Below are 21,122 nucleotides of genomic sequence, written 5' to 3'. Positions count from 1 at the left end.
CATATCACTTCGGTGGGTGGTGGGCGTGTTTTGTTCTACCGGGCCGGTGATGGCTTGGCTGTGACCGGTGTGGTGAGCGGTGCTGGTGGTTTCACCAATTTGCAGACGGTGGGTGGGTTCAGTCCTGGTTGGACTCAAATCACCTCTGTGGGCGGCGGCCGCCTCTTGTTCTACCGGAGCAGTGATGGTCTGGCCGTGACCGGCTCGGTGGACGGTGGAGGGAATTTCACCAGCCTGCAAGGGGTTGGCGGGTTCTCCCTCGGGTGGACCCAAATCACTTCGGTGGGCGGCGGGCGTGTTTTGTTCTACCGGGCCGGCGACGGCTTGGCCGTGACCGGTGTGGTGAGCAACGTCGGCGGCTTCACCAACCTGCGAACGGTCGGTGGGTTCAGCCTCGGGTGGACCCTCGTCACCTTGGCGTCCACCTGACGCCGTGCACTGACACGCCCTTGAAGCGTGACGCCATCGGCGCTCGGCCAGGTCGCGACGAGGGCGATGCCACGACGACCCGGTTCGATCATCGAGCCGGGTCGTCGGACCGCCCGCAGGTGAGCGACGGCGCGGGGCTCAGGTGAGGTCCAGCGGGCCCCGCCGGACGGCTTCGGAGACGGCCGCCGCGCGGTTGCCGGCTCCGAGCTTGCGGTAGATGCGCACGAGGTGGGTTTCACCGTGGCTTCGCTGAGGAACAGGGCTTCGGCGATGGCCCGGTTGCTGCGGCCGCTCGCCGGCAACCGGATGACCTCGATCTCTCGTGCGGTCAAGTCCGGGTTGGGGCTCACCACCTGGCCGTGGGGCCGGGTGGTCAACCTGCATCGGGCCCTCAACACGTTGCCGCACACCGACATCCGCGCCGCCACCGGCCTGGACGGCACCGAGTTCGAGTTCCTGCTGCGCCTGGCACGCTTCCCCGGCCCGCGCACCCACGCCAGCATGGTCGCCGCCCGGATGGGCTACAGCGCCGCGGGCCCCACCAAGCTGGTCGCCCGCCTGGAAGACAAGGGCGTGATCCGCCGGGAACGCGACCGCAGGACGGCCGCGCGTTCCGGGTCGCGCTGACCGACGCGGGCCAGGCGGCTCTGCGTGCCGGGCTCAAAGCGCACATCCCGCGCCTGGACGTCGAGATGATCAACCGGCTGACCGCGGCCCAGCGTCGGCAGCTCCAGGACCTGCTGCGCCGCATCGACCCCGGCGAGACGACCGCCCCGCCCGGGCGGGAAACCCGGTGACCTTCCGCGTGGGCCGGCGATCGACGCCGAGGGCGTAGCAGAACGCGGAGTCGGCGGCCGGGCCGCGGCCCCTGCGGCTGGACGCGATGTCGCCAGGGAGGGGCTTGCGACGGTCAGCCGGACCCGAGCGTCAGGACCTCGTCGAACGCGGCGCCTGACTCGCTGACGAGGTCGGCGGCGGTACGGGCCCGACGTCGGGCCGTCTCGTAGCAGGCGAGCGCGATCTGCGCGGCCAACACGGCGATGGTCGGCGAGGTGCCGCGGCTGCGCAGCACCTCGCTGAGGTTCGACGCGAGCTGCTGGGTCTTGAGCGCGTCACGGGCGCGCAGCTCGAGGTGCTTTTCGACCAAGTCGGCGTGGCGCTCGTACGTGCCGGGGTCGTCCGCCACCTGAGCGCACAGGCGCAGGACGGTCGGGCGCAGCTGTTCGAGGGCCTCCCGGCAGTCGCGCGCGGCGCCGGCGGTGTCGTCCGCGCCCGCCAGGGCGATCGTGTCGAGCAGCGCCTGCTCCTTGGCGAAGACGACCTCCGTCTTGTCGCCGAAATAGCGGAAGAAAGTCGTGCGGCCCACCTCGGCGCGCGCGGCGATGTCGGTCACCGACACCGCGTCGTACCCGTGCAGCGCGAAGAGCTCGTCGGCGGCGTCGATGATGCGCTGCCGCGCGCGCAACTGCTTGCGCTGGATGAGGGAGTCGGGCGCCTGTTCGGGGGTCACCGAGCCATCATACGCCCTGGCGGATCTCAGGCTCATACGGAACGGAGTGTGTTATGGTACTGAGTACCAATATCGGAGATGAAGCGATCTCCACTGCGAAAGGACACGATCGTGATCGAAGAGAAGAACGCTGTCGTTGCTGCATCGCCTCATGGGGTGCCGTTCATGACCGGGAGGGACACGGCCCCGGCGTACTGGGCGTTCGGTGTCCTCTGGGTCGTCTTGGCGGATGGCGAGCAGACCGGGGGAGCGTTTTCGGTGATGGAGCAGTGGATGCCGTCGGATGGCGGTCCGCCGCCGCACGTTCACCCGATCGACGAATGGTTCAACATCCTCGAAGGCTCCATCGAATTCCGCGTCGAGGACAAGCCGCCGATGCGGGCGACGGCGGGTGACTCGGTGTGGATTCCGCGGGGAACGGTGCACAGCTTCACGACGACGAGCGCCGCGCACGTGTTCAACGGCTACACGCCGGCCGGCTTCGAGCAGGTCATCATGGGGCTGGGCACTCCCGCGGAGCGCCGCGAACTGCCGCCGGAGGATCTCGGGTTCGAGCCTCGTGACGCGGCGCAGCTGATGGACAACTTCTGGTCGGCGAGCGCCGACACGGGCTGGGCCAAGAAGTGGACCAAGTGAGCGAGCGGAGGTAGTTGCCGGAACCGGACGCTCTGCCGGCCGGCGTCGCGGCGACGGCCGGGACGTATGGTCGTGCTCGAGAGGCGACGAGTTCATGCCCGGCGGCCCGGGCGCGGTGACCGGCGTGGTCGAGCGGCTCGAGCGCGCCGGGCTCGCCTATCGCGCCCCGGACCCGGCCGGCCGGTCCCCGTCGAACGAACGGGACGCCATTGCCTACCCTCGTGGGTGGTCGATGGGCTCCGGCCGGGCGGCTGCGAGACTGGGCTACAACGTGACGACGTGAAGGAGCTCGCTGTGGCGTCTGCTGCCGTTGAAGGCCCGGTGCCGGCGTCGAGCGGGCCCGGTCAGCCGGTCCTTGCGCTGCTGGACAAGGCCATCGGCTTGCAGGCACCGCTGGTGCGCAGGAACATCGCCCGGGCCCGTCAGCGCAACCCGGACGCGACACCGGCGGAGGTCGTGCGCACCCTGGAGAAGATGTTCGTCAGCGCTCTGGCGGGCACCGGGGCCGCGGTCGGGGCCACCGCGGCCGCGCCCGCCGTCGGCACCGGGGTCGCGCTGGCGTTGTCGGCGGGTGAGGCCTTCTCTTCGCTCGAACTGAGCGCCCTGTTCGTGCTCTCGGTCGCCGAGGTCCACGGGGTCCGGCTGGACGAGATCGAACGCCGGCGGACGCTCGTCATGGGGATCCTGCTCGGCCAGTCCGGTTCCTCGACCATCATCGGCAAGGCCGCCGAGCGCACCGGTCAGCACTGGGCCCACCAGCTCGTCAGCAAAGTGCCCATGGCGACGCTGAACCAGATCAACCGCGTCCTGGGCAAGAACTTCATCACCAAGTACGGCACCAAGCAGGGAATCATCGTGCTTGGCCGGGTGGCTCCGTTCGGTATCGGCGCGGTGATCGGCGGTGGCGCCAACGCCACTGTCGCGGCCCTGGCCGTCCGAGCCGCCCGACGCGCGTTCGGGCCCGCCCCCCGGACATGGCCCGGGACGGAGCCGAACCCCGCGCTCATCGGGTGATGCCGGTGTGGCCCAGGGAATACCGGCCCGGCTGCGGCCAGACGCACAGGCCGTGCGGCTCGTTCCCGACGGGGATCTTCGCCAGCAGCGTCCCATCCTTTGTGGACAGTACGTACACCACCCGGTCGTAGCGGCCGGACAGCCAGAGCTGGGTGCCGTCGGCGGTCACGTTGCCCATGTCCGGGCTCCCGCCGCCCGGGATGCGCCAGGTCGTCACCGGCGCGCCGGTGTAGGCGTCGAGCACACTGACACTGCCCTCGTGGCGGTTGGTCACGTACAGCTGCTTCGCGTCCCGTGACAGGTAGAGCCCGTGCGCGCCGCGGCCGGTCGGGATGAAGCGGAGCACTTTCGTCGCCGCGCCGTCGAGGACCCAGAGGCCGTTCGCGTCGGAGTCCGCGATGTAGTAGACCGAGCCGTCCGGGGCGAGCTTGATGTCCTGCGGGCCCATTTTCGTGTTGCGGTGCGGCATGTCGATCATCCGCAGCAGGTGGTGGGAAGCCACGTCGACCACCGCGGCGCGGCCGGCGAACTCGCACGTGAAAACCGCCGTGCGCCCGTCGGGGGAGAAGTCCGCGTGGTCGACGCCCGCGCACTCCGGCACCGGGGTTTCGTCGTGGGCCTGCCAGGTGCGCGGGTCGTACCAGACCAGCTTGCGCAGCCGTTCGGCCACCGAGATCGCGTACTGCCCGTCCGGGCTGAAGTACATGTTGTACGGGTCCACCACCGGGAACGCCTTGCCCGGCAGCCCGGTCTTCGGGTCGAACGGCAGCACGTGGTCGCCGCGGTCGTCCGTGGCGTAGAGCGTGCGCAGGTCCCACGAGGGCACCACGTGCTGCAGTTCCTTGCCCGCCGGGTACTTCGCGACGACGCGGAAGGTCGCCGGGTCGATGACCCAGACGTCGCCGGAGCCGCTGTGCGGCACGTAGACCAGGGGCTTGTCGCCGGCGACCGCGGGCGAGAGCATCCCGGCGCCCGCCGCCGCGTCGACGTCGTGCGGGTCCGGGACGGCGGGCATGCCAGGCAGCGGGTTCAGCGCCGGGACGGGCGGAGTGGGCAGGTGCGGCACGGACGTGCCCGGGCCGCCGGACATGCCCGGCATGCCGGACATGTCCGAACCAGTGCCCGGCGAGCAGCCGGCGGCGAGGGCGAGACTGAGGACCACGGCGGTCAGCCGGACGCGCATCCGCTTACGCCAGCAGGTCCGACGCGGTGACCGGGGTGAGGCCGCGGTCCGCCAGTGCGGTCAGGATGCCGGGGAGCGCGGCCACCGTGCCCGGGTGCCCGAGGTGCATGCTCACCACGCTGCCGGCGCGGGCCTTCGCGACCGCGGCGCGGATGGCGGCCGGCCCGGGGTCCTTCCAGTCCAGGGAGTCGATGTCGTAGGACAGCACCCGGGCGTAGCCCGCCTTGCCGGCTTCGGCGAGTTCCTCGGGGGTGGCGTGCTGGCCCTGGGACTGGCGGAAGAAGTTCCCCGGCGAGCCGGTGAGTTCGGCGAGTTTGTCGCGGCAGCGCTGGATTTCCGCGTACATCGGCTCCGCCGCGTAGCCCGAGAGCGCCGGGTGGCTCCAGGTGTGGTTGCCCAGTTCGTGGCCGCCGTCGCGGATCATCCGGGCGGCGTCCGGGTGCTCGGCGAGCCAGGTGCCCACCGCCAGCACGGTGATCCGGGCGCCGTGCTGGTGCACGACGTCCAGCACCTGGCGGGTGACCTGCGGGTCGCCCGCGCCGTGGAACGTCAGCGCGACCTGCGGCCGCCCCGACGAGGAGCGGACGAGTTCCGTGGCCGGTCCCTGCGGGTGCGGCGAGGGAGACGGTGGGGGTGTGCTCGACGGCGGCGGCACCGCCTGCGGCGGGGTGGAACCGGCCGGAGCCGGGGTTTGCCCGGGTGCGGAGCAGGCCGCCAGCGCGGCGGCGCCCAGCGTCACCCCGAACAGGCGGCGCCGGGTCAGCGGGTCGTGCACAAAACCTCCTCGACGACGGACGGCGCCGACCTTGGCGCAAACCCGCTGTGAAGACGCTGAGAGAGTCCCGCGCTCAACCCGCGGGTGGAGGTCACTTCAATCCGGAGCTTGAAGATTTCGGCGGCGTGCCGTCCTAGCGTTCCTGTCGGCAACCGGAGGGGGAGACATGGTGATGACGGCCGAGGTGCGGACCGGGCGGGCTGAGCGGGTCGCGGTGGGGGTGATCGCGGCCGTTGCCGCTGTGGTGTGGGGCTGGGCCTTGGGGAGCCGGCCGCTGCAGCCGTACTACGCGGCGGCCGTGCATTCGATGTCGCACGACGTCACGGCGTTCTTCTTCGCGGGCTTCGACCCGGCGGGCGTCGTCACGGTCGACAAACCGCCGCTCGCCTTCTGGACGCAGGCACTCGGCGTGGCCGTCTTCGGGTTCCACCCGTGGGCGATCGCCCTGGTCCAGGTGGTCGAGGGCGTCGCCGCGGTGCTCGTACTGCACCGGGTGGTGCGCCGCTGGGCGGGCCCGCGGACCGCGCTGCTCGCCGCGGCGCTCTTCGCGCTGACACCGATCACCGCGGCGATCAACCGCGACAACCTGCCGGACACCCTCTTGGTGCTCCTGCTGCTGCTCGCCGCCTACTGCGTCACCCGGGCGATCGACGACGCCCGGTGGCTGGTGTGGGCGGGGGTCTTCGTCGGGCTGGGCTTCCTCACGAAGATGCTCGCCGCGTGGATCGTGCTGCCGGGTCTCGCGTTGGCGTACTTCGTCGCGGCGCCCGGCTCACGCGGCCGGCGGCTCGCGTGGCTCGGCGTGGCCGGCGCGGTGACGCTTCTCGTGTCGCTGGCGTGGCCCGTCGCCGTCACCGTCTGGCCCGGCGCCAAGCCGTTCGTCGGCAGCACCACGGACGGCTCGGTGTGGCAACTGGCCTTCGGCTACAACGGCCTGACGCGGCTGTTCGGCGGCACGACCGGCATCGGCGGCGGCTACAGCGCCACGGCCGGCGCGGCGCTCGGCGGCGACACGGGTCCGCTGCGGCTGTTCGACGCGGAGGTCGGCGGGCAGATCGCCTGGCTGCTGCCGCTCGCCCTGGTGTCCTTGGTCGTCGCCGCGTGCCGCGCTCGCGGAGCCACGCCGCGGACGAAGGCGGGCTGGGCGCTCTGGGGTGGCTGGCTGGTCGTCGGGGCCGTGGTCTTCTCCTTCACCGGCGGCATCTTCCACGCGTACTACACCGCCGAGCTGGCCCCGGCCATCGCGGCACTCGCCGCCGCGGGGCTGGTCACGGCCTCGAGCTGGTCGCGCGGCCGGGCCCGGTTCGTCCTGCCGGCCGCGGTGGCGGGGACGGCGGTGCTCGCCTACGTCTTGCTCGACCGGACGCCGGACTGGCTGCCGTGGCTGCGGTACACGGTGCTGGTCCTGGCGTTGCTCGCCGTCGTCGCGGCGCTGGTGCGGGCTGACCGCGTCGCGGCCGCGATCGGGCTGGCCGCCGTCGTGGCCGGACCCGCGGCCTTCGTCGCCGGCACCGCGGTGCGGCCGGGGAGCGTCCTGGAGAGCGCCGACCCGGCCGCCGGGCCGCTGTCGGCGGCCGCGCTGCACACCGTCTTCAGCGTCGGCACGGGTGCGGGCGCCGCGGACGGGTACGTCCGGTTCATCGAGAGCGCGTACCGCCTCAGCCCCGGTCAGCGCCAGGTGCTCGCGTTCGCGCAGGCGTCGTCCGCCGAAGTCACCCTGGCCGTCGAGGGCGGCACGTACGGCGCGGACCCGTTCCTGCTGAACACCGAGGCGCGCGTCGCACCGCTCGGCGGTTACCTCGGCTTCGACCCGGCGCCGCCGGCCGCGGAGCTCTCGCGGTGGGTCGCGGCCGGGAAGGTGCGGTTCGTGCTGCTGCCGCAGGTGTTCGTCGACATCGGCCGCGCCGGGGCGGGGCGGACCACCGCGGCGGCGGCCGACGCGGGGGAACTGACCGGGCGGGTCAGGTGGGAGGCGAAGCACTGCCGGCCGGTGCCGCCCGCGCGGATCGGCCCGGACGCGGCCACCGCCGGTGTGCTGTTCGACTGCGGCGGCAGGCCGTGACCTCGGCGAGGGTAGTTCGTCCCCGTCCTTTGTGGTCCGCGAACCGACCACCGCCCGCACCGGTCGTCAGGCAGGCGCTAGGCTCTCGGCCCGATGAACAAGGGCCGGTCAACGGCCGTTCCCGAGGAGCCGCCACAGTCATGCCAGCCGACCGGTCCGTGGCCCGCACCCGTCACCCTCGCCACCAGCGCCGCGGTGAGGCACGCCTGCCGGCTGCCGTCGCGACCGTCGTGGCCATCGCGCTTTACCTGGCCCTGCCCGAACAGCTGCTCGTCTTTCCCCGGTTCGTGGTGCCCGCGCTGGAGATGGTGCTGCTGGTGCCGCTGATCGCGATCAACCCGCGGCGCGTCACCCGGCAGACGCGGTTTTCCCGGGTGGTGTCCCTGGCGCTCGTCGTGGTCATCGGCGTCACCAACCTGGGGGCGCTGGGGCTGCTGATCCACGACCTGGTCGCCGGCGCGGCCGACAGCGGGCAGGACCTGCTGCTGGGTGCGCTGCAGGTGTGGCTGACGAACGTGATCGCGTTCGGCCTGGCCTACTGGGAGCTGGACCGCGGCGGCCCGGTCAAGCGCACCCAGGCCGGCCGCGCCGACCTGCCCCTGGCGGACTTCCGGTTTTCCCAGGACGAGAACGCCGACACCGTCGAGGAAGTCGCCGAGGGTTCCAGCGTCAAGTCCGACTGGGTGCCGACCCTGGTGGACTATTTGTACGTTTCGGTGACCAATTCGACGGCGTTCAGCCCCACCGACACGATGCCGCTGTCGTCGCGGGCGAAGGTGCTGATGGCGGTGCAGAGCGTCGCGGCGCTGCTGACGTCGCTGCTGGTCATCGCCCGCGCGGTGAGCGTGCTGAAGTAGCGCCGGCTCCAGGCTCCAGGCTGGCGGCGCGACTCCCGGTTCCCGGACACCGATCAGGCCGAGCGGCATCGTCGGCCAGTGCCATGCCGATGCCCATCACGATCCCGCCGCGCAGCTGGCTCGACGCGGTCTTCGCGTTGATCACCCGGCCGACGTCGAACACCGCGGTCCAGCGCGACACCCGGACTTCGCCGGTGTCCGGATCGACGCGAACCTCGCAGAACTGGGCCCCGCAGGCGGCCTTCATCCAGCGCCGCTGGTCGCGCAGGAAACTTCGCCGCGAACTTCAGCTGCCCGGCCACCCGGCCGAACCCGAGCGTTTCGCCAGCTTGTCCAGCTCTCGCTTCAGCTTCTCGCACGCGGACAGCAGGCTGTTGGCGATACTCGCCGTCTGCATGGATCCGCCGGCACCCGGGCTCACCGGCAGGGTGGCGTCGCCGTACTCGACCCGCACCGCGTCGAACGGCAGCCCCAATGGCGACGGCACCACCTGGCTCGAACCCGACACCGACGAGCAGTACACCGCCGCCCACCAACTCCACTGAGACCGAGCTGGAGGCTGGACGACTCACGAACTGACCGCTATCCGGAGACCGCGTCCCGGCACGGTGGCGGAGTGCGCCGGCTCGCGGTGAAATCGGGGCGGGAGCTCGCGGAACGATCCCGGCGATCCGGCCGACGAGCACCGATCACGCGCAGCGTTGCGCCGCGGTAGATGCGGCGGTAGGCGACCGCGGCGAGCCCGCCCGGTCCGGCGCCTCCCTGCGCCTTCCCGGGCGGGTTTCGTCAGGCCCGCGCCCTCAGCACATCACTTCGCCGGTGTCGTGGGTGTGCTGGCCCCACCAGCGCAGGTGCGGAAGCGTCTGCGGCCCGACGCGCCCGTCGACCCCGATCCCGGCGTGCCGGTAGTTGGCGCAGGTCTGGAAAACCTGGACCCCGCCTGCCGTGAACGAGTCGTAGCTCCCGTTCACCGGGATGTAGGGGTAGGCGCTGTAGGAAAGCGTCGCGTTCAGCAGGCACTGCACCTCCCGGACGGCGGTGCCGGTGGCACCGATGCCGATGTCGTAGGTCGACGGCCCCCGCGGACAGCCGGCCTCGCGAAAGCCCGCGTCGCGGCCCGACTCGAGCGCGGACGACGCCTGGTTCAGTGCGGTCCGGCCCTCGGTGTGGTTCGCGGTGCCGCTCGCTTGTGCCGGAGCGGCCAGTGCCGGCCACACCGCGGCGAGCATCGCCAAGATCACCAGCGCGTTGCGCGCAGTTCGCATCACGTTTCTCCCTCTCTTGGTTGCCTGGACGATTCGTTCGCCAAGACCGTTGGTTTCTGCTCCGCGATCGGCTCAGTGATGCCGACCTGGTGGAGACGGTGGACTCCGGAGTCGCCGTGGCTTCACCGCGTTATGGCAATCGCCTGGTCAGCGGTCGCAAGACGGTGTGCCAGCGGAGTAGTAACGGGTGCGGGGGAGGTGGGCGTAGTGGGGACAGAGCTGCGCGTGCTCGGGCAGGTCGAGCTGCGGGTCGACGGCCGGGTGGTGGAAATCGGTCACGCGCGGCAGCGGTGCGTACTCGCGGTCCTGCTGGTGGAGGCGAACCGGGTCGTCACGATGGAGCAGCTGCTGGAGCGCACGTGGGCGGACCGGTTGCCCTCCAAGGCACGGCAGGTGGCGAGCAACTACGTGTCGCGGCTTCGGCGGGTGCTGGCGGGTGACGTCGCGGTCGTGCGGCGGGGCGGCGGGTACGTGCTGGAGGTGGATCCTCGGGCGGTGGACCTGCATCGGTTCAGCCACCTCGTGCGGCAGGCACGCGGCGCAGACGACGTGCGGGCGCTGACGCTGCTGGAGGAGGCGACGGGACTGTGGCGGGGTGAGCCGTTCGCCGGGTTGGACACCCCGTGGCTGGCTGCGGTGCGCACCGGCCTCGAGCGGGAACACATCGCCGCCCGGCTCGACCATGTCGACGTCGCGTTGCGCTGCGGCCGGCACACCGAGGTACTGCCCGGACTGTTCGCCCTGGCGGAACAGGAAGACGTGGACGAACGCATCGCCGCGCAGTTCATGCTGGCCCTGCACCGCGCCGGACGCACCGCCGACGCGCTGGCCCACTACCGGCACCTGCGCGACCGGCTGATCGGGCAGCTGGGCACCGAGCCCGGCACCGCACTGCAGGATCTGCATCAGCGCATCCTCGCCGCCGACCCCGCCCTCACCCCGCCCTCGACGTCGACCACGCGCGCGGCAGCCCCGCAGGCGGGGCTGCCGGTGCCCCGGCAGTTGCCTGCGCCACCACGGTGGTTCACCGGCCGCGGCGGCGCACTGGCCCGCCTGGACCAGGCGCTGACCACCGAACCGGATCAGGACCCGCTGCCGTGCGGGGCCGGGGCGGCCGCACGAGGCGCCGCCACGGTGATGATCTCGGCGATCGGCGGGGCCGGCGGTATCGGAAAGACCTGGCTGGCTCTGGCCTGGGCGCACCAGCACGCCGGGCAGTTCCCCGACGGTCAGCTGTTCGTGGACCTGCACGGGTTCAGCCCCACGCAAGAGCCGATGACCCCCGAGGCAGCGGTGCACAGGTTCCTCGACGCCCTCGGGGTCGACTCCGGCCGCATCCCGACGGACCTGGACGCACAAGCGGCGCTGTACCGCAGCCTGGTCGCGGGGAAGCGCATGCTGGTCGTGCTGGACAACGCCGCCACCGCCGACCAGGTGGTCCCCGTGTTGCCCGGCTCGCCGTCCTGCACCGTGCTGGTCACCGGCCGCACCAAGCTCGCTTCGCTGATCGACCGGCATTGCGCCCGCCACCTGCAACTTGACATCCTTGCCCGCACCGAATCCCTGGCCTTGCTCACCGCGCGGCTGGGCGCCGAACGTGTCGCCGCCGAGCCTGGCGCCGTCGACGAGCTGGTCAGGTTGTGCGGGGGATATCCGCTGGCCTTGTCGATCACCGCACGCACCGCGGCCACCCGGCCCGGCGGCGTTCCGCTGGCCGAGGTCGCCGCCGAGCTGCGTGAGCTGGGGCTGGGGATGCTCGACCACGAGAGCGACCCTGCCGCCAGTCTTCCCGCCGTGTTGTCCTGGTCCCTGCGCCGGCTCACCGGCGAACAGCGCACCGTGTTCGGGCTGCTAGGCATCGCCCCCGGTCCTGACAGCACCCTGCCGGCCCTGGTTGCCCTCACCGGTCTTTCCGAAGCGGACACGCGCAAGGCGCTGCAGGCCCTGGAAGGGCACTCGCTGCTCGTTCGGCACTCGCGCGGTCGTTACTCGATGCACGACCTGATCCGGGCCTACGCCGTCAGCACCTGCGACCGCCTGCCGGAACCGAAAGTGCGAGCGGCACAGGAGCGGGTGGTGGACTTCTACCTGAACACCGCCCACGCCGCGGATCAGCTCTTGGACTCCTCCCGCGATCCGATCCGGCTCGACCCACCCGCTGCCGGCACCGGCCCGCAGCCGTTGACCGGCCAGCCGGCGGCCTTGGCCTGGCTGGATGCCCATCACCGCCACCTGCTGGCCGCCCAGCGCGCCGCCGCCGCCCAGCGCGCCGCCGCCGCCCAGCGGCGGCACCAGGTCGTGTGGCGGCTTGCCTGGGTCCTGCATACCTACCACTGGCGACGAGGACACCGCCATGACGAACTGACCGTGTGGCAGATCGCCGCCGAGGCCGGCAACCACCTGTCCGATCCCGCCGTCCTCGCCCGAATCCACCGGGGCCTCGGCTCTGCCCACGCAGGACTCGGGCGACACACGCAGGCCGTCGAACACCTGCACCAGGCACTCGCGCTGGCGGAACAGCACCACGCGCCCACCCAGCAGGCCCACACCCACAGCACCCTCGCGCGGATGTGGGCACGCCGTGGAGACCACCGGCGGGCACTGAAGCACGCCCGCCGCGCCCTGGACCTCTACCGCGTCCTGGACCAGCCCGCGTGGCAAGCTCTCGCACTCAACCAAGTGGGGTGGCATACCGCTCAGCTGGGGGATTACGGCACCGCTCGCAACCACTGCCGGGCGGCCCTCGCCCTGCATCGAGAGCACGGCGACCTCACCGGCGAGGCGACTGCCCTGGACGGCCTCGGCTTGATTGAGCACCGCACCGGCAACCACCGTGAGGCCATCCACCACTACCGGCAAGCCCTCGCACTGCACCGGGTCCTGGGCAACATCACCGAGATCGCCGAAACCCTCGACCGCCTGGGTCACTCCCACACCGCCCTCGGCCATCCCGAGGAGGCCGGAGCCGTGTGGCGGGACGCTCTCGGGCTTTATCGCGGACACAACCGAGATGCCGACGTTCTGCGTGTCCAACGGCAACTCGCTGCCCTCGGCCCGACAAGGGATTCCCACGAGCCGTCGGACGCGGCCAAGACCACGGATAACGCGTGAAGCTCGGCATACCGTGCCTCAAGCTCGCCGGCTCAAGCTCCGGGAGACCCGGCTGGAACGCTGAGCACTTCGCGATCCGGCTTCTCCGCGGCCGGTGCGCTCGGGCCACAACCGGGCCCGCTGCGAGATCGCCGCCGACCAGGCTGCGGTGCCTGACCTACCGGTACTCCACCTGAGCGGTCACGAGTAGGTCCAGTGGCCGAGCCAGGACTCGCGCCATGCCACCGTCAGCTCGCCCACACCGTCCACCTCGGACTGGTCGACGTGCGCTTTCCACGCCTCTTCCAGCGCCGAGCACAACTTCGCCGCGGGCTGTTCGATGCCGCCCGAGGAGAACTGCTGGAGGACCGATTTGGGCACGGCCAGCTTCGCTTTGCCCCGGACCACCGACTGCTCGGTGGCGCGGCAGATGAGGTATTCGACCGTGGCCAGGTCGGCCGCCGACGCCGTGGTGTCCGCCACGGGCACTTCGGGCGCGATCTGCGCCAGGGCCCGGTACAGGCAGTCCAGCGGCGCCGCGAGGCCCCGGTGCTGGCGGGCGATCTCCCACGACACCCACACGGCCATGCAGTCGGGCATCTGGAAGGGGCGGTAGGCGAACGCGGGGCCGGCGAACGTCTGGTAGTCGCTGGTCGGGTCCGGCGCGGCCGAGCCCGGCCCGTCGGGGTCGGGCGGCAGGCCGAGCCGTTTGAACAGCTCGCGCAGCAGCTTGTGCGGCCGGGCCGGCGTCGAGGACTCGCCGAGCAGCTTGCCCAGGATGCGGTTCAGCCGGTCCGCGGCCACGCCGTGGATCGACAGCTGCAGGTGGACGAACGCGACGTCCGACAGCGTCGTGCCCGCGCAGCCGACCACCCCCACCTGGGTGTAGCGCTGCAGGAAGGAGGCGATCGCGTGGGTGGAGCCGATGCGCGCCGGGCCGACGAAGGTCAGCGGCAGGATCGTGCCGATCCGCTGGCGGGACCGGAGCTCTCCCCGGTACATCGGCGAAAACTGGCCGTCGGCGTGGGAGACCTCGAACCAGTTCCCCTGGCGGTGGCCGGGCCGCGTGTCGGCGAGCCACAGGCTGTAGCCGTGCTTCTCGCACAGCTCGCGGAACCGGTCGGCCAGTTCGAACCGGGCGGCGACGGACACGTCCCGCAGCGCGATCGCGAACCGGACCGCCAGCGACGCGCACGGTGGCGCGACCTCCTTGCGGGTGCGCAGGTCGTGATTGCGGGTCTTGACGATCGTCGGCAGCTGCGCCGGGCACTGCAGCGACAACAGGGGCGCGTCGATGAGCGACGACGCGGCTTCGGAGATCTCCTTCACCAGGTCGCGGACGGCCAGGCCGTGCCACTCGAAGACTTCGCGCGCCCCCGGGTCGACGGCGATCAGGCCCTCGAAGGTCTGCGCCGACTCGTAGATGAACGTCGGGTTGGGCGAGGTCGTCTGCTGGAAGACCCAGCTGCCCGCATTCTGCTGCGGGCGCTCCGCCGGCTGCTGGCCGTCGACGCGCTCGACCACCTCGGTGCCGTCGAGGGGTTTGCGGGTGCGGGTGCCGATCACGACTCCGGCGCCGTTCGTGGCCGAACACAGCGTTTCCAGGAAGACCGCGCTGTCGGTGCCCGCGGACACGAGCTCGCGCAGGTAACCGGCGCGGGCCGCCGCGTGGTGCACCTCGAAGTCCACTTTGGTCACCGGCTGCCGCGCGATCTCGAAGCCGGCCCGCGCCAGGTCGGCCACGTTTCGCACGGAGATCCGCTGGCGCACCCTCACCACCCGCCGGAGGAGTCGAACCGCACGTCGGCGTCCAGCGGCTCGCGGCGGTCCCAGGCACCGGCACCCGCCCAGCGCGGCGCCCCGATGCGCGACAGCGGGATCGCCGATTCGCGCCACGACGCCCGGCTCAACAGCACGAGCGCGGCCAGCACCGGCAGTGCCACCGCGATGGTGAGCGTGACCTGCACGACCTCGCCCCGGCTCTGCGTCGCGACGGCCGCGGCGAACCCGGCGACGGCCGCGATGCTCAGCTGGACCAGCGCCTGCGGCAGGGTGCCGAGGTAGCCGAGCACGGTCCGGCGTGGCGGCAGCGACAGGCGGCTGTAGAGGAAGCCGGGCAACAGCAGCAGCATGGTGATCACGGACTGGCCGTCGCCGATGTGGCCGAGGGCTTCGGTGGCTTCCCGCCCGTACGGCCACGGACGGCCGACCAGCAGCCACCCGAGCACGAAGGAGACCGTCGCGACGGCCAGCGCGTAGAACGTCACGTTGAGCGGCCCGGCCTTCGTGGAGTCCTTGAGCACGAGCGTCGCGCGCACCCGGATGTGGTCGCCGCGCGGGTCGGGACCGCCGGACCGGCGCCAGTACGCCCGCGCCTCGTCTTCGGCGATGCCGTTGACCAGGACGAGGTCCTGCCCGAACTCCCGGTCGGTCAGCTCGCGGGCGGCCTCGCGCAGGTTCGCGGCCGTGAACTCCGGGTGCCGCCGGAGGGAGTTGTCCAGCTCGCCCGAGTCCGTCCGCACGGCCTCGCCCGTCGTGGCCGCGGCGGTGAGCAGGTGGCAGGCCGGCAGGCTCCGCGGGGACAGCTCCACCCCGGACTGGCCCGCCTCCCACTTGCGCCGGCGCACCAGGTCCGCCAGCCGGCGCAGCACGGTCTGCGCCTGCAGTTCCAGGATCTTGTGCCGGGCGCCGTCGGCCTCTTGCAGAGGGGCGGCGTCCTGCCGTTCGGCCAGTGAAAGCAGGTCTTCGACCAGGCCGTCCACCTGGTGCTGGTCGGCGTCGGTGGACAGGTACATCCGGGAGATCTCGGCTTCCGGCGCGGTCCGCGCCACCAGGTGGTAGGACTTCAGCGTGGCCGGGATCATGGTCTCGTAGCTCACGACATAGCCGCGGCGGCTGGCGGCCAGCCGCCGCCACTGCTCGTTCGCGACGGACTGGCGCGCGTCGACGCGCAGCGGGGTTTCGTAGCTGAGCCGGTGTTCCTCGACCGAGTCGTCCAGCGCCACCACGAGCATGTAGTCGCGGACGGCGACGTTCAGCAGGTACGCGTATTCGACGAGGAGGTCGGAACAGCCGGAGAGGACGTCCAGCGCCAGCTCCCGGCATTGCCGGCCGTAGCCGGGCACCGTACCGCCGGCCGGCGCCAGCGTGAACTCCTCTTCCGGGTGGTTCCGCTCGGTGAGCAGCGTCAACAGCGCCTGCTGGATCAGCCAGCGCGGCTCGTGCACCTGGAAGAGGAAGGTGTTCAGCTCGTGCTTGGCGGTCTGCGCGTTCTCGTCGCCGGCGAGGATCCCCCGCAGCAGCCGGTAGAGCCCCGCGGCGACCAGCCGGGACGCCTCGTGCTGGGTGAGCCGCGGCAGTTTCTGGCCTGAGCTGTCGAACACGTCGATGGGGGAGACGTCGCGGCGGGGCAGCCGGGCCAGCGGAACCCAGAGGGACCGGTGCCGCGCCGGCCGCGACGCGGCCCGCTCGCCGTGTTCCCGCCCGATGAGGTCCTGCAGCTGCGCGGTGGCCTGCCGCTGTCCCTCGTCGAGCAGCTTGAGGCTGACGTCGACCTCGGTGCTCCGGCGCGCGGTCCCGTGCTCGACCACGGTCAGCCGCTCGGTCAGCCGGCGCACGTGGTTGAGCCGCAGCGAGGTGTCCAAGAGCGCCAGCCCGACCGCGGCGCCCTGCCGGGACAGGCGAGGCGGGGCGCCGGGAATGGGAATCGTCTCGATCGCGTGCCGGAGACTCTCGATGCCGTCCACCCGACCGAGCGTAGGAGCTGACGCGCCCGGAGTCAGGAAAACTCCGGCATGCGCGCGGAAAACGGCGGCTGCGGGCCGGAATTGGTCCGAACGAGTGTATCGATCGGCCCGGCGGCTTCGGACTGCGGTCGACCACCGCCTCCTCCGGACGGTGGAGGCGATGCGGACCGTTGTGCTGACGCGCCGGACCGGGGCGCCGCGGGATTCTCGATCTGTCGGAAACGGATCGGGAAGGGACGGCGGCATGCCGGTCATCGAGGTCGAGCACCTCCACAAGCGGTACGGGGAAAAGGTCGCGGTCGACGACGTCTCGTTCGACGTCGAGCGCGGGGAGATCTTCGGCATCCTGGGCCCGAACGGCGCGGGCAAGACGACGACCGTGGAGTGCCTGGAAGGACTCCGGGTGCCCGACGGCGGGCGGCTGGCGGTGCTGGGGCTCGACCCGCGCCGCGACCGCGCCGAGCTGCGCCAGCGCGTCGGGGTGCAGCTCCAGGAGAGCCGGCTGCAGGACAAGCTGCGGGTCGGCGAGCTGCTCGACCTCTACGCCGCGTTCTACCGGACGCCGGCCGACCCCGGCGAGCTGCTGGCCACCCTCGGCTTGGCCGAGCACCGGAACACCGCGTACAAGAAGCTCTCCGGGGGCCAGCAGCAACGGTTGTCCATCGCGCTCGCGCTGGTCGGGAACCCGGAGCTGGCGGTGCTCGACGAGCTCACCACCGGCCTCGACCCGCAGGCCCGCCGCGATACGTGGGACCTCATCGAGACCGTGCGCGCCCAGGGCGTGACGATCGTGCTGGTCACCCACTTCATGGAGGAAGCCGAACGGCTCTGCGACCGGATCGCCGTCATCGACGCCGGCCGGGCCGTCGCCGTCGACACGCCGGCCGGGCTGGTCGCCGGGGTGACCGACGAGCAGGTCGTGCGGTTCCGGCCGTCGGCGCCGCTGGACCCCCGCGTGCTCGAAGCGCTGCCGGAGGTCCGCCGCGTCGAGCGGCGCGGCGAGCAACTCGTCGTCAGCGGCCACGGCAACGTGCTCCACGCGGTGACGTCGCTGCTGGCCCGCCTGGGAGTGATCGCCGGGGAACTGCGCGTCGAGCAGGCCGGCCTCGACGACGCGTTCGCGGCCCTGACCGGCCACCGGCCGGAATGAAGGGGGAGACCATGTCCGTTGCTGGCGGTCAGCGTCGTGATGACCCTGCTGCTGCAGCCGCTCTGGAACGGGGAAGCGCACCTTCCCGAGATGCTCGGGCTCTCGGTCCTGCTCACCGCGTGGGTCATGTGGTTCCACACGTTCCACCCGGAGTCGCACCGCAACGGCCCGCTGATGGGTCTGTACTACACGGGGCTCGTGGCGCTGACCGCCTGCCTGGTGCTGCTCACACCCTGGTTCGGCTTCTTCGCCTTCGTCGGCTACCTGCACGCCTTCCAGTACCTGAAGGGCCGGTGGCGGTACGCCGGCGTGACCGCCACGTCCGTGGTCTCGGCGATCTCCTACGTGGGCGGGGCCGCCGACATCGCGGCCGGCGAGTGGTGGAAGTGGCCCGCCGTCAGCGCGCTCACCACGGTGATGGCCACGGTGGCCTTCCACGCCGATGTGATGTCCGACCGGCGCAACCACCGGCAGAAGCGGGCGCTGGTCGAGCTGCACAAGGCCAACGTCGAACTGGAGACCGCACTGGCGGAGAACGCGGGCCTGCACGCTCAGCTGCTGGCGCAGGCCCGCGAGGCCGGCGTGCTCGAAGAGCGGCAGCGGATGGCGCGGGAGATCCACGACACCCTGGCGCAGGGGCTGGCCGGCATCCTCACCCAGCTCCAGGCCGCCGAGCAGGCGTCGCACGCACCGGCGGTGTCGCGCCGGCACATGGGGAACGCGATGGACCTGGCTCGCGAGAGCCTCACCGAGGCCCGCCGGACGGTGCACGCGGTGGGACCGTCCGCGCTGGCGGAAGCCCGCCTCCCCGACGCGATCGGCGACGTGGCCGAGCGCTGGTCGAAGGTGAACCGCGTCGAAGCGATGCTGACCACGACCGGCGACGTCCGGCCGATGCACACCGACGTCGAGGTGGCCCTGCTGCGGACCGCGCAGGAGGCGCTCGCCAACGTCGCCAAGCACGCCCGAGCCGGTCGGGTTTCCCTGACCCTGTCGTACATGGAGGACCTGGTGACGCTGGACGTGCTGGACGACGGAGTGGGCTTCCGGCCCGGCGCCGAGCGCGGCGGCATCTCCGCGGACGGGGGCTTCGGGCTCACCGGTATGCGCCGGCGGGTGCAGCTCCTCGCCGGGCGGCTGGACATCGAGTCCGAGCCGGGCGGGGGCACCGCGATCACCGTGACGGTGCCGGCGATCCCCGCCGGGAGCGAGAGTTGATCTCACTGCTGATCGTCGACGACCACCCGGTGGTGCGGGACGGGCTGCGCGGCATGTTCGGCGCCGATCCGCGCTTCGAGGTGGTCGGCGAAGCCGGTGACGGTGCGGAAGCGGTCTCGGCCGCGGAGCGCCTCCGCCCCGACGTGATCCTCATGGACCTGCGGATGCCCGGGACCGACGGGGTCGCCGCCATCAAGGAGCTGGCGAAGCGCGGGGTGCCGGCCCGGGTGCTGGTGCTCACCACGTACGACACCGACAGCCACGTGCTGCCGGCCATCGAAGCCGGCGCCACCGGCTACTTGCTCAAGGAGGCGCCGAGGGCGGAGCTCGTCCGCGCGGTGGAGGCTGCCGCACGCGGCCAGGCGGTGCTCTCTCCCACCGTCGCGACGAGGCTCTTGGGCCAGGTGCGCAAACCCACCCCGGCCCTGCTGTCCCGGCGCGAGCTGGAAGTGCTGGAGCTGATCGCCCGAGGCTCGACGAACCGCGAGGCGGCGAAGCGGCTCTACATCAGCGAGACGACGGTCAAGACGCACCTGCTGCACGTCTACGCGAAGCTGGGCGTCAACGACCGGGCAGCCGCCGTGGCCGCCGCGTTCTCCCTCGGCTACCTGAAGACTGAGGATTGACGGTCGCTCGGCTCACCGCAGCTGCGCACTGACTTCACGTTCCGGTTCGGGGGTGAAAGGGGTCAGTGCAAGCCGTTGACGCGCCGATCGCCGTGTTTTTGTCGGTGAGCTCATCCGTGCTGCCGGTCGTGGCGGCGCTGGGCGGTGACGACGTCGATGGTGTGCTGCCGGATCCAGCCCAGAAACGGTTCCAGTGAGGTGGTGAGTCCGCGGCCGAGTGGCGTGAGTTCGTAGCTGACCCGCGGCGGGGTGGTGGGCTCCACAGTGCGCGTGACAAGCCCGTCCCGCACCAGGGTGCGCAGTGTTTGCGACAGCATCTTCTCGCTGATCCCCCCGATCGTCGCGTGCAGTCCGGAGAAGCGCCGTGGTCCCTCTCCCAGTGCCGCCAAGATCAACATGCCCCAGCGGCCGGTGATGTGCTCGAGCACCTCGCGTGCCGGGCAGTCGCTGTTGAACGCGTCACTCATGCCCTGCCATGCGTCCGGCGCGGGCTGGGAACCTACCTTCATCTCCGGAGCTTACCTGAAGGTAGGTACTTACGATCAGTAAGCCGCAGATCTACTCTCCGGCCATGGTCACAGTGATCTTTGGAGCGAGCGGCAATGTCGGTCGCCATGTCGCGGCGGGTATGAGCTCGGCGGGCGAGAAGGTTCGGTTGACGAGCCGGAAGCCGCTCCCGGCGGGAGCGGAAGCCGTCACGGCCGATCTGGAGAGCCCGGAAACCCTGCCTGCCGTTCTCGACGGCGCGCAACGCGTATTCCTCTACGCCAAGCCGGAAGGGATCGACGGCTTTGTGACGGCGGCCGAGTCCGCCGGGGTGGAACACGTGGTCCTTCTGTCGTCCGGGGCCGTCCTCCACCCGGATGCCGTGCACAATCCCATCGCCCGGGCCCACATAGCCGTCGAGTCCGCGCTCGAGAACTCCAGTCTGGCGTGGACATTCATCCGGCCGGGGATGTTCGCCACCAACACCCTGTGGTGGTGGCGGACCTCGATCCGTGAAGAGGGCACCGTCCGGGTGCCCTACCCGGACGCGCAGACGGCGCCCATTCACGAGAAGGACCTGGCGGCGCTCGCGGTGGCCGCGCTGACCCAGCCGGGCCACCGCGGCCACGCCTACCCCGTGTGGGGCCCCGAGTCGCTGTCCCTGCGGCAGCAGGTACGGCACATCGGCGCGGCCGTCGGTCGCGAGATCACCCTCGAGCCGATCTCGGTCGAACAGGCACGCGCCGAACTCGGCAAGACCATGCCGCCCATCGGTGTCGACGCGATCTTGGCGGCCTGGCAGGCCGGAGCCACCGCGCCGCCGCGGGTATCGACGGTCGTCGCGGACGTGACCGGCCGTGCTGCCCACACGTTCGCGCAGTGGGCCGAAGACCACGCGAACGACTTCCGCTGAGGTGGCACTAGTGTCGCGCGTCGCAAGTTGTTTGACGTCCGGGAAGAGCGCCCCAATGTGGCCTTCGGTGCGTTGAACGCACCGAAGGCCGCCTTGGGTGCGTTGAACGCAACCAAGGCCACATTGGGGCGCTCGGGGACCGGGCCGCTGTCACAGTACTTC

21 protein-coding genes are annotated in these 21,122 nt (G+C 71.6%); 10 read left to right on the top strand and 11 right to left on the bottom strand.

What is annotated here, in order from left to right:
• The coding region (locus AB0M30_RS30715; RefSeq protein ID WP_364590680.1) for a hypothetical protein at window positions 1-240 on the bottom strand (240 nt) is incomplete at its 3' end.
• A gap of 65 nt (window positions 241-305) precedes the next feature.
• On the bottom strand, window positions 306-779 hold the full coding sequence (locus AB0M30_RS30710; RefSeq protein ID WP_364590677.1) for a LuxR C-terminal-related transcriptional regulator: 474 nt from the start codon (window positions 777-779) through the stop codon (window positions 306-308).
• On the opposite strand from AB0M30_RS30710, the gene AB0M30_RS30705 reads away from it, so the two are divergent.
• Window positions 670-1,056, top strand: a complete 387-nt coding sequence (locus AB0M30_RS30705) for a helix-turn-helix domain-containing protein (RefSeq protein ID WP_364590674.1) — start codon at window positions 670-672, stop codon at window positions 1,054-1,056. The two genes, AB0M30_RS30710 and AB0M30_RS30705, sit on opposite strands and share 110 nt — an antisense overlap.
• Before the next feature lie 283 nt (window positions 1,057-1,339).
• Here AB0M30_RS30705 and AB0M30_RS30700 read toward each other — a convergent pair whose 3' ends face one another.
• Complete coding sequence (locus AB0M30_RS30700; protein WP_364590671.1) at window positions 1,340-1,939, bottom strand: helix-turn-helix domain-containing protein; 600 nt, start codon at window positions 1,937-1,939, stop codon at window positions 1,340-1,342.
• A gap of 165 nt (window positions 1,940-2,104) precedes the next feature.
• Here AB0M30_RS30700 and AB0M30_RS30695 point away from each other — a divergent pair, with 165 nt between their 5' ends.
• On the top strand, window positions 2,105-2,575 hold the full coding sequence (locus tag AB0M30_RS30695) for a cupin domain-containing protein (RefSeq protein ID WP_364590668.1): 471 nt from the start codon (window positions 2,105-2,107) through the stop codon (window positions 2,573-2,575).
• Window positions 2,576-2,854: 279 nt separating this feature from the next.
• Window positions 2,855-3,589, top strand: a complete 735-nt coding sequence (locus AB0M30_RS30690; RefSeq protein WP_364590665.1) for a hypothetical protein — start codon at window positions 2,855-2,857, stop codon at window positions 3,587-3,589.
• On the opposite strand, the gene AB0M30_RS30685 is transcribed toward AB0M30_RS30690, so the two are convergent.
• The gene (locus AB0M30_RS30685; RefSeq protein WP_364590662.1) at window positions 3,579-4,772 is read right to left on the bottom strand and encodes a beta-propeller fold lactonase family protein; all 1,194 of its coding nucleotides are present in this window, start codon (window positions 4,770-4,772) and stop codon (window positions 3,579-3,581) included. The genes AB0M30_RS30690 and AB0M30_RS30685 overlap by 11 nt on opposite strands.
• Window positions 4,773-4,776: 4 nt before the next feature.
• Window positions 4,777-5,547 (bottom strand): polysaccharide deacetylase family protein, encoded by a 771-nt coding sequence (locus AB0M30_RS30680; RefSeq protein WP_364590659.1) that lies wholly within the window; start codon window positions 5,545-5,547, stop codon window positions 4,777-4,779.
• A 172-nt stretch (window positions 5,548-5,719) separates the two neighbouring features.
• On the opposite strand from AB0M30_RS30680, the gene AB0M30_RS30675 reads away from it, so the two are divergent.
• Together AB0M30_RS30675 and AB0M30_RS30670 are read left to right on the top strand one after the other, a co-directional pair.
• Complete coding sequence (locus tag AB0M30_RS30675) at window positions 5,720-7,609, top strand: glycosyltransferase family 39 protein (protein ID WP_364590656.1); 1,890 nt, start codon at window positions 5,720-5,722, stop codon at window positions 7,607-7,609.
• A 140-nt stretch (window positions 7,610-7,749) separates the two neighbouring features.
• Window positions 7,750-8,466, top strand: coding sequence for a hypothetical protein (locus tag AB0M30_RS30670; RefSeq protein ID WP_364590653.1), 717 nt, complete (start codon window positions 7,750-7,752; stop codon window positions 8,464-8,466).
• On the opposite strand, the gene AB0M30_RS30665 is transcribed toward AB0M30_RS30670, so the two are convergent.
• The 3 genes from AB0M30_RS30665 to AB0M30_RS30655 form a co-directional block, all read right to left on the bottom strand.
• A complete protein-coding gene (locus tag AB0M30_RS30665; RefSeq protein WP_364590650.1) occupies window positions 8,435-8,713 on the bottom strand; it encodes a molybdopterin cofactor-binding domain-containing protein in 279 nt (92 codons plus the stop codon). The genes AB0M30_RS30670 and AB0M30_RS30665 overlap by 32 nt on opposite strands.
• A 39-nt stretch (window positions 8,714-8,752) precedes the next feature.
• Entirely contained in the window at window positions 8,753-8,920 is a 168-nt protein-coding gene (locus tag AB0M30_RS30660; RefSeq protein ID WP_364590993.1) for a hypothetical protein, read from the bottom strand.
• A gap of 346 nt (window positions 8,921-9,266) precedes the next feature.
• Complete coding sequence (locus tag AB0M30_RS30655; RefSeq protein WP_364590647.1) at window positions 9,267-9,731, bottom strand: peptidoglycan-binding domain-containing protein; 465 nt, start codon at window positions 9,729-9,731, stop codon at window positions 9,267-9,269.
• Between the two features lie 198 nt (window positions 9,732-9,929).
• Here AB0M30_RS30655 and AB0M30_RS30650 point away from each other — a divergent pair, with 198 nt between their 5' ends.
• Window positions 9,930-12,842, top strand: a complete 2,913-nt coding sequence (locus tag AB0M30_RS30650) for a BTAD domain-containing putative transcriptional regulator (protein WP_364590990.1) — start codon at window positions 9,930-9,932, stop codon at window positions 12,840-12,842.
• Window positions 12,843-13,022: 180 nt separating this feature from the next.
• Here AB0M30_RS30650 and AB0M30_RS30645 read toward each other — a convergent pair whose 3' ends face one another.
• Both AB0M30_RS30645 and AB0M30_RS30640 read right to left on the bottom strand, forming a co-directional pair.
• Window positions 13,023-14,564, bottom strand: a complete 1,542-nt coding sequence (locus AB0M30_RS30645) for a hypothetical protein (RefSeq protein WP_364590644.1) — start codon at window positions 14,562-14,564, stop codon at window positions 13,023-13,025.
• Between the two features lie 29 nt (window positions 14,565-14,593).
• Window positions 14,594-16,567 (bottom strand): hypothetical protein, encoded by a 1,974-nt coding sequence (locus AB0M30_RS30640; protein ID WP_364590641.1) that lies wholly within the window; start codon window positions 16,565-16,567, stop codon window positions 14,594-14,596.
• A 244-nt stretch (window positions 16,568-16,811) separates the two neighbouring features.
• Between AB0M30_RS30640 and AB0M30_RS30635 the strand changes: the two genes are divergently transcribed.
• Genes AB0M30_RS30635 through AB0M30_RS30625 form a run of 3 tightly spaced genes read left to right on the top strand, consistent with a single transcriptional unit; the run spans window position 16,812 to window position 19,561 of the window.
• Entirely contained in the window at window positions 16,812-17,717 is a 906-nt protein-coding gene (locus AB0M30_RS30635) for an ABC transporter ATP-binding protein (RefSeq protein WP_364590638.1), read from the top strand.
• An 18-nt stretch (window positions 17,718-17,735) separates the two neighbouring features.
• Window positions 17,736-18,935 carry a sensor histidine kinase gene (locus tag AB0M30_RS30630; protein ID WP_364590635.1) on the top strand — a complete coding sequence of 400 codons (1,200 nt, stop codon included), beginning with the start codon at window positions 17,736-17,738 and terminating at the stop codon, window positions 18,933-18,935.
• The gene (locus AB0M30_RS30625) at window positions 18,932-19,561 is read left to right on the top strand and encodes a response regulator transcription factor (RefSeq protein WP_364590632.1); all 630 of its coding nucleotides are present in this window, start codon (window positions 18,932-18,934) and stop codon (window positions 19,559-19,561) included. The genes AB0M30_RS30630 and AB0M30_RS30625 overlap by 4 nt, the downstream gene beginning before the upstream one ends.
• Before the next feature lie 110 nt (window positions 19,562-19,671).
• Here AB0M30_RS30625 and AB0M30_RS30620 read toward each other — a convergent pair whose 3' ends face one another.
• Window positions 19,672-20,070 (bottom strand): helix-turn-helix domain-containing protein, encoded by a 399-nt coding sequence (locus AB0M30_RS30620; RefSeq protein ID WP_364590629.1) that lies wholly within the window; start codon window positions 20,068-20,070, stop codon window positions 19,672-19,674.
• 62 nt (window positions 20,071-20,132) lie between these two features.
• Here AB0M30_RS30620 and AB0M30_RS30615 point away from each other — a divergent pair, with 62 nt between their 5' ends.
• Window positions 20,133-20,960 (top strand): NAD(P)H-binding protein, encoded by an 828-nt coding sequence (locus tag AB0M30_RS30615; RefSeq protein ID WP_364590626.1) that lies wholly within the window; start codon window positions 20,133-20,135, stop codon window positions 20,958-20,960.
• The last annotated feature ends 162 nt before the right edge of the window (window positions 20,961-21,122 follow it).

Origin of the sequence: Amycolatopsis sp. NPDC051716, assembly GCF_040681595.1 — a bacterium.
Classification (GTDB): domain Bacteria; phylum Actinomycetota; class Actinomycetes; order Mycobacteriales; family Pseudonocardiaceae; genus Amycolatopsis.
This window is presented reverse-complemented; position numbering and strand designations above follow the sequence as displayed.

Bases quoted from the DNA above. Each gene is read 5' to 3' on its own strand.
- AB0M30_RS30695 (WP_364590668.1), top strand. From the start codon at position 2,105: ATGACCGGGAGGGACACGGCCCCGGCGTACTGGGCGTTCGGTGTCCTC.
- AB0M30_RS30685 (WP_364590662.1), bottom strand. From the start codon at position 4,772: ATGCGCGTCCGGCTGACCGCCGTGGTCCTCAGTCTCGCCCTCGCCGCC.
- AB0M30_RS30675 (WP_364590656.1), top strand. From the start codon at position 5,720: ATGACGGCCGAGGTGCGGACCGGGCGGGCTGAGCGGGTCGCGGTGGGG.
- AB0M30_RS30670 (WP_364590653.1), top strand. From the start codon at position 7,750: ATGCCAGCCGACCGGTCCGTGGCCCGCACCCGTCACCCTCGCCACCAG.
- AB0M30_RS30665 (WP_364590650.1), bottom strand. From the start codon at position 8,713: ATGAAGGCCGCCTGCGGGGCCCAGTTCTGCGAGGTTCGCGTCGATCCG.
- AB0M30_RS30655 (WP_364590647.1), bottom strand. From the start codon at position 9,731: ATGCGAACTGCGCGCAACGCGCTGGTGATCTTGGCGATGCTCGCCGCG.
- AB0M30_RS30635 (WP_364590638.1), top strand. From the start codon at position 16,812: ATGCCGGTCATCGAGGTCGAGCACCTCCACAAGCGGTACGGGGAAAAG.
- AB0M30_RS30620 (WP_364590629.1), bottom strand. From the start codon at position 20,070: ATGAAGGTAGGTTCCCAGCCCGCGCCGGACGCATGGCAGGGCATGAGT.
- AB0M30_RS30615 (WP_364590626.1), top strand. From the start codon at position 20,133: ATGGTCACAGTGATCTTTGGAGCGAGCGGCAATGTCGGTCGCCATGTC.